General features: G+C 34.5%; 5 protein-coding genes. All 5 read left to right on the top strand.

Going from position 1 to position 7743, the window contains the following annotated elements:
- Window positions 1-237 precede the first annotated feature (237 nt).
- The 5 genes from D8M03_RS16655 (at window position 238) to D8M03_RS16640 (ending at window position 7726) form a co-directional block, all read left to right on the top strand.
- Window positions 238-957, top strand: coding sequence for a WecB/TagA/CpsF family glycosyltransferase (locus D8M03_RS16655; RefSeq protein ID WP_121215925.1), 720 nt, complete (start codon window positions 238-240; stop codon window positions 955-957).
- A gap of 799 nt (window positions 958-1756) precedes the next feature.
- A complete protein-coding gene (locus D8M03_RS16650; protein WP_121215924.1) occupies window positions 1757-5851 on the top strand; it encodes an S-layer homology domain-containing protein in 4095 nt (1364 codons plus the stop codon).
- Window positions 5852-6552: 701 nt separating this feature from the next.
- Window positions 6553-6729 (top strand): hypothetical protein, encoded by a 177-nt coding sequence (locus D8M03_RS17825; protein ID WP_170148486.1) that lies wholly within the window; start codon window positions 6553-6555, stop codon window positions 6727-6729.
- Between the two features lie 240 nt (window positions 6730-6969).
- The gene (locus tag D8M03_RS16645) at window positions 6970-7434 is read left to right on the top strand and encodes a JAB domain-containing protein (protein WP_121215923.1); all 465 of its coding nucleotides are present in this window, start codon (window positions 6970-6972) and stop codon (window positions 7432-7434) included.
- Between the two features lie 16 nt (window positions 7435-7450).
- Entirely contained in the window at window positions 7451-7726 is a 276-nt protein-coding gene (locus D8M03_RS16640) for a hypothetical protein (protein WP_121215922.1), read from the top strand.
- Window positions 7727-7743 lie beyond the last annotated feature (17 nt).

The following is a 7743-nucleotide window of genomic DNA, read 5'->3' as shown; positions in this document are numbered from 1 at the left end:
GATGTTCTCCCGTTCATAATTCGTAAAGTTAGTATAACGGGGTTTCTCCACTCTGAAAATAGTAAAACCCCGAATAGGTCCACTTTTTTTAAAGTGTCCACTATTCAGGGTTCAGTTCAGTATGAAATAATCATGCTTTTTTATTAAATCAGACTAATTCCGGGTTGAAACAAGCACTCTCCACTCATTTCTGATATGATGGAAGTAAACATAACAAAAATGGACGGTTGAATAAAAATGAAAGAAACAGTATTAGGCATCAAGGTGAATACGGAGAATTACGATGAATTAATTGAAGAGATATTTAATCGTATTGAGAAGAAAGAGAAGTCACTTATTGTGGCGATTAATCCTGAGAAGATAATTAAAGCGAAGGAAGATCCAGCATTAAAAAAACTATTAAATGAAGCAGAATTTCAAATTCCAGATGGCATCGGTGTTATCCTTGCATCCAAAATTCAAAAAGGGCAAATTACAGAGCGGGTAACTGGCGTAGACATGATGATGCGTTTATGCGCGGAATCAGCAAAACATCAAAAGCCTATTTTCCTGTACGGTGGTAAGCCAGGAGTCGCAGAAAAGGCTGCTGCCAAATTAAAAGAACTATATCCAACTATTCGAGTTGCTGGGACTCAAGATGGATATGAGAAGGATAACGAAAAAGTCCTATCGAAAATCAATGAAGCAAAACCAGATATTTTATTCGTTGCAATGGGTAGTCCTAAACAGGAGAATTGGATAAATGCAAATCGTGATAAACTTCACCCAACGATTTACCAAGGGGTAGGTGGGTCCTTTGACGTACTAGCAGGAAATGTGAAACGTGCACCAGAAGCGTTCCAAAAAGTGGGGATGGAATGGTTCTATCGTTTAATGAAGGAACCGAAACGAATTAAAAGACAAATTGCACTACCGCTATTCTTATTAGAGGTAGCACGAGGGTCGAAGCGAAAATAATTTTTTTTCATAGGCAAAGCTAATTACTGCTTTGCTTTTTCAATTTAGTCCATCAAATTATTCTGTAATGTTTGTAATATTTGATTGTTAAAATGTAATGATGGTGTTACAATGTAAAAAGTAGTAAAGATTTCCTCTACAATATAATTTTCCCTGCAAGGAAAAAACAAATGGTTGGTAGCCCGAAAAGAAGGCCTAAGCAGCATAATGCTTGGGTCTTCTTTTTTGGGCACAATTTATTCACAAATTCTTTTTAACTACTAGGAATATTTCTACCCTCCCCTCATATACTTATTCGGGTGATAAAATCTATCACAAATCAAGAGACGACTAGTTAATTTAGAAGAAAAATAAATAGAATTAGATCAAAAGCTAATAATATTTCAAATTTCAACATTTGTAACAATAATTTTAATTATTTTACAAAAACAACTAATAAGTAATATAAATGACTCTGAAGAGCGCTATTATAACATTTTAAATAGAAAATAAGTAAAATGAGTAAGAATAATGTTAAAAAGTAATATTTTTTAAAAATTACTTCCAAGTATTGTTAAAGAAAATGTTGGTACTACTAGTCGTTTTATGTCATAATGAGATAAATTTGAAGTTATCCCAATTGCAAATCTATGTATCAATTAAGAGTATTATAGAGGCGAAATATGCCAGAAATGCTAAAAAATAGTTGACATACCATTTGTATACTACTAAACTTTTATAGTGTAGTTATTAATCTACTACTCTAGTAAGTATTGGATAACTAAAATTATTATTTGAACTATGAGGAGGAAATTTTTCTATGGCTAACCAACCAAAGAAATACAAAAAATTCGTAGCAACAGCTGCAACAGCTACGTTAGTAGCATCTGCAATCGCTCCAGTAGCTTCTGCTGCAGGATTTTCTGATGTAGCAAACAACACTCACGCAGAAGCAATCAACGCTTTAGCTGCTGACAAAGTGATCAATGGATATCCAGATGGTACTTTCAAACCAAATAAAGATTTAACTCGTTCTGACGTTGTTAAATTATTAGGTAAATACTTAGTATCTAAAGGTTATTCAGTTCCAGCTGATGCTAAAACAGTTCAACGTTTCAATGACGTTCCTGTTGATTATAAAGATCAAGAATTAGTAGAGTATGCTGCATTAGTTAAAGATGCTGGCGTATTCAAAGGTTCTAACAATAACTTAAACGCTGCAAACAAAATTACTCGTGGTCAAATGGCTCTTGTAGTTGTTCGTGCATTAGACGAATTAAACAATGTTGACCTTGTTAACTTTGTAGCAGGTCAAGATTTCGATAAAGAAGTAATCGATTTAAACTCAGCTTCTAAAGAACAACAAGGTGCTATCGATGTATTAGACTTCTTCGATATCACAAAAACATCAAAATTCAATCCAAACAGCACAACAACTCGTGGTCAATTCGCATCATTCTTATACCGTGCGATTAACACTGATTTCTCTGATGTAACTGATGTTGTTGTTGAATCTGTAACTGCAATTAACAACACTACTGTTGAAGTAACATTCAAAGAAGCAGTAACTGATCTTGCTTCTTTAAACTTCGCTATCGAAGGCTTAACAATTTCAAACAAAGTTGTTAAACAAACTAATGCTAAAACTGTAGTTTTAACTACTTCGGCTCAAGAAGCTGGTAAAACTTACACAGTAACTGAAGGTGGAAGCAAACTTGGTACATTCCAAGGTGTATCTGCAGTAGTTCCAACAGCAATCAAATCTTTAACTCCATCTCTACAAGGTACAATTGGTAAAGATGTAACACTTTCTGCACAAGTAACTGTTCCAGAAGGCGACTCTAAAGCTGGTATCCCAGTAACATTTAACATTACAGGTGCTAACGCTAACGCTGCTGCACAAAATGCTAAAATTGAAGCTGTTGCTTATACTAACGCAGATGGTGTAGCTTCTTACACTTATACTCGTTACTATGAACACAATGATAACGTAGTTGCTTATGCTACTAACAAATCTTCAGTATCTGCAAACAGTAATGTTTACTGGGCTGAATCATTAGCAGTTAAAGAAATTTCTGAAGGTAACGAATTAGCTAACCAAGCTAAGAAAGTATACGAAGTAGTTGGAGCTGCTAATACAGTTTACTACATTACTTTTGAAGAAAACTTAAATACAACATCTGAAAAAATCGTAGATGCAAAAGTTATTGATGCACACTATAACTCAGGTGTAACACCATACCAATTAACAAATGGTTCTAGTCAAGTAGCAGCTGTAAAAACTGATTCTAAAGGTAAAGCTACATTTGGTGTATCAGGTACAAACGTATCAGTAACACCAATCGTATTCAAAGATTCAGTAAATGTAGATACTCCATATGTATCAACAACTAAATTCGCTGAAACTGAGTTAAATGCAAAAGCTCCAAAAGTAACATTCTCAGATGTACTTTACCATGACATCACTATTACACCAGTTGTTGCTGACACAGATGCATCATTCTATGACAACTACTTAGGTAATGGTGGACGTGATTATAAAGTTAAAGTATTAACTAAAGACGGAAAAGCAGTACCTGCTGGAACTGCAGTTAGAGTATTCTTAGATGAAGATAAATCATCAAGCGATACTTACCTACTAGGTTCTAACGGAATTGTATATACTGAAACAGATGGTTCAGTACCTAGCCGTAATTTAGAGTTAACTGTTGATAAAAATGGTGAAGTAGTATTCACTGTGTTTGGTCGTTCAGCAACAGCATACGCTGTACCAGTAGCATTCATCGATCGTAATAAAGATGGTGATTTAGATAAAGCTGATATTAAAGCAGAAGGTGAAATCACTCGATTTGTAGCACCTGCTATTGATTCAGTTTCAATCAAATTCTACAGCAATGGTAAAGCAGTAACTAATGCTACAAATGCTGCAACTGCTCGTTTATCTGTACTTGATAAACAAGGTAAAGTAAAAGTTAACGAAAACACACCAGTTAGCTCAAGCACATATCAAGCACGTTTTGATATTACTAATAGTTCATTAGAAGATTTATATGTTGATGGTTCTCGTCAATTAAACCGTACAGAAACTTATTATGTTGATGTAGTAAACGGTGTAGCTGAGCTTGACTTAACTGCAGCGAAGGTTTTAACTGTAGATGTTAAAGCTTCATATAACAACAAGATTACTAATGGTTCAATTACTTTCAATAACTCTTCTGTAATTCCTAATGTTTATACAGATGATTTAAAATCAGTGAACTTAAGCCGTCAAACTTTAACATTTGATGATGCGACTTACACAACACCTGTTGAGTATGCAGATGCGGATCTTAACTATACGTATGTGTTAAAAGCAAATGCTTTAGGTACAAATAATCCATCTGTTGATTCAAGAATTGATATTAACCGTTTTGAATCAATTTTAGGTAACGCAGATGCTGCAAACGTAACATATAGCAGATCTGGCGATGACGTAACAATCGCAATCAATACTGCTTCAGGTTCTGGAAAAGGTTTAGTAACTCCAGCAGCTCAAACATTACAACAAAAATTCAATGCGGCTTTAGCAGCAGCTCAAGCAGCAGGCGGAAATGCATTTAACTTTAACTTAGGTAATTCTACAGAAGACCTAAATATTAATATACCTGCAGGACAAAGCTTTGTTGTTACACTATCTGGTAAAACAGTAGGTGATTTAAATGTAACTGCACCTGATTCAGATATTAAAAACTATGCAACAATTTTAGGAACTACAACTATTATTGATATCGATAATAATTCGTTCTACAACTCTGGTTCATTAAATGCATTAGTTATTAAAGACACAAACGGTGCTCGTATTGTAAATGAATCAGCTGGTTCTATTGCAGCATTAACAATTGCTCCAACGTCAACTGGTTCTACACAACAATTAGTATTAGCTGGTAACTTCACAGGAACTGCTATTAATGTTACTGAAAATGCAAACGTAACAACTGTAGCTGGCACTACAGCTACAATTAATGTTGCAAATACTAAAACATTAGTATTAGACAATAAAGCGGGAAGCGCTGTAACATCTAAAGGTGAAGGTACAACATCAACTCCTGCTCAAGGTGCATCTAAAGAAGCGGCTGAAAAATTAGCTGCAGCTATCGAAGATGCTGAAGCAATCGTTGATGCTAAGGCAGATAAACAATATAAAGATTATTCAGCTTTAGAAACAGCTCTTACACAAGCTAAAAAAGTATATGAAGCACCAAACGCAACTGCAGCTGACAAAAATGCTCAAACAACTGCACTTGAAAATGCAATTAAAGCATTAGTTGAAGCTACTTATGGATTAACTGTAACTGTTGCTGACGCTTCTACAAAAGAAGCAGTAACTGGAGCAACAATTAAAGTAACAACAAAAGATGGAAAAGAAGTTACTGATCTAGCAAAAGTTACAAATGGTGAATATACTATTAAAGTAACTAAAGAAGGTTACGAAGAGTATACTGCAACAAAAACTGTAAAAGGTTCTGATGCTACTGTTGCAGTTGAATTAGTAGCAGAAGCACCAGCAGAAAAAGAAACTATTACAACTCCAGAAGTAAAAACAGGTGATGGTGTTGTAGTAGGAGAAAAAACAATTACAGTAACATTTACAGCAGCTGTAGATGCTAACTTAGCATTAGAAGCTATTGCTGTAGGTGCTGAAGCTGGACAATTCCCAGCAGGTACTACTGCTAAATTATCTGATGATAAAACATCATTAGTAATTACATTTACTGAATTACCAACAGTTGATGCTACTTATGAGTTCACATTAGCATTTGCTGGTAATGAAACAACAAATGAAGCTACTTTTACTTTTGAAGTAGATTTCACTGCTGCAACTACTGGACCTGATGCTCCAGCTTCAGCAACAGTAACATTAAAAGAAGAAGCATAATTATTAAATAATGTGCATCTTTTGCAAAAATAATTTTGGCAATTCAATAGAATTCTAGAATTAACGAAAAGCTCTACATAGCTTCGGCTGTGTATGGCTTTTCTTTTTACTGAAACAAAGCCAAATTCAGACATATATTATTTCCTTAATGAGCCCTATCATCTATTACAGGTGTTAGGGCTTTTTGTATTTACTAAACCATTAAGGAGTGATTTATATGGAAGAAAATCAAATGAAAGTACCTGTCCCCTTCAAAAAGTCAAACTACGATTAAATCATCCTATTTTAAATGGTGATTTGTTTTTTACAGACTGAAATGTGATTATTTTATACAAAATGTAAAGGATATATTCGGAGAAGATTAGAGTTTTGAAAAAGGATGGCATGACAAATAAGCCTTTCATTGAAGGCTTTAAAAAATTACTAGTGAAGGGTTATGCTATTTTTTTGTAAGTATGATAGAGACCATTCAACACTGGTGTTGCTTCTAGTTTCGTTTCATCCGTGGAAGTCGGAAGATAGGTGGGTGAAGCAATTGGTGTTTTTGCCTTTGTGTCCTTGATGCGTTCGCAGTGTTGTAATAGTTGTTTATGTATTCGTGAAAAATCCTTGGTTTTACTGTTATTCTTCTAAAATACATATGAAAGACAATAGAGAAGTATGGTATTTTTATAGTAGGACAATCTCAGGAGCGAATATAAATGGCAATACTTTTTCTACTCATCAGTGTGCTTGCACCAATCTTACTGTACGGGATAGGATCATCATTTTTGTTTTTCTTGGCAATCGCTAACACAATTCTATATTTAGTAACTGCACTAGCTATTCCGAACATCATTGCTATTTCTGCAATGAAGAAGAGATGGAGATTGTCTTAAACGATGATGTTGAGATTACTGAGAAGGATAAACAAGCAGCGCCTAAATGGCTTTACGTAATTAATTTAGTGAGTATTGTTCTAGCCATTATATTATGCATTACTGGAATTATTTACAGGATATCTTTATAAAACCGCTATAAATAGAAATATAAATTTATATTATAATACTGAATGATAAATATATTGCCCTAATTCCATTCGTGGAGTTGGGGCTATTTCTATTTTAGGAGGAAATGATATGGAAGAAAATCAAAAGAATGTACCAGCAAAACGAGTTGACATTGTATCAGTGAAATTAGTTAGAGAGAAAACGATGATGTACAAGAACCGTAGAGTTCGTTCACCTCAAGATGCCTATGAATTGATGAAAGAATTCTTAGGGGATGTGGATCGTGAACACTTTGTAGTGCTTTGCATGGACACGAAGAACCAACCTACAAATATTCAAGTTGTACACATAGGTTCTCTCAATTCAAGTATTGTACATCCAAGAGAGGTATTAAAGTCTGCAATACTAAGTAACTCAGCTAGTATCATTTGTGGACATAACCACCCAAGCAATGATACAACTCCCTCACCAGAAGATATAGCAGTTACACAAAGGTTAATGGAAGCGGGTCAAATTGTAGGTATTGACGTAATCGATCATTTAATTTTATGTGAAAACAATTTCCGTTCATTAAAAGAATCAGGTTACATGTAGAAAGGAGTGTTCAAGCATGACAGCAGAACAACGTCTATCGCAAGTACTAACAAAGAAACTAGGTTACTATGTTCCGATTAGTGCAATTGGGTATGAAACAATGTCCTTTTACAAAGAAGAAATAGATCCTACACTTGTACCACCGCACATTATCGGTCACTTAGCAGACCCCATTAATGCAGATAGTGTGCATTTGGCAATCAAAAAATGTAATAAATGGTCATTAATTTTGCGACCACTTGCCAACACTATTTTTACTTATTTTCGAATACTAGAATTACGGTATCGATAGCTTTCTCCAGTAAAGAT

Source organism: Ureibacillus endophyticus, assembly GCF_003628435.1.
In the GTDB taxonomy this organism is placed as follows: Bacteria; Bacillota; Bacilli; order Bacillales_A; family Planococcaceae; genus Ureibacillus; species Ureibacillus endophyticus.
The sequence above is the reverse complement of the archived record's forward strand: the minus strand, read 5'-3'. Positions and strand labels throughout refer to the sequence as shown.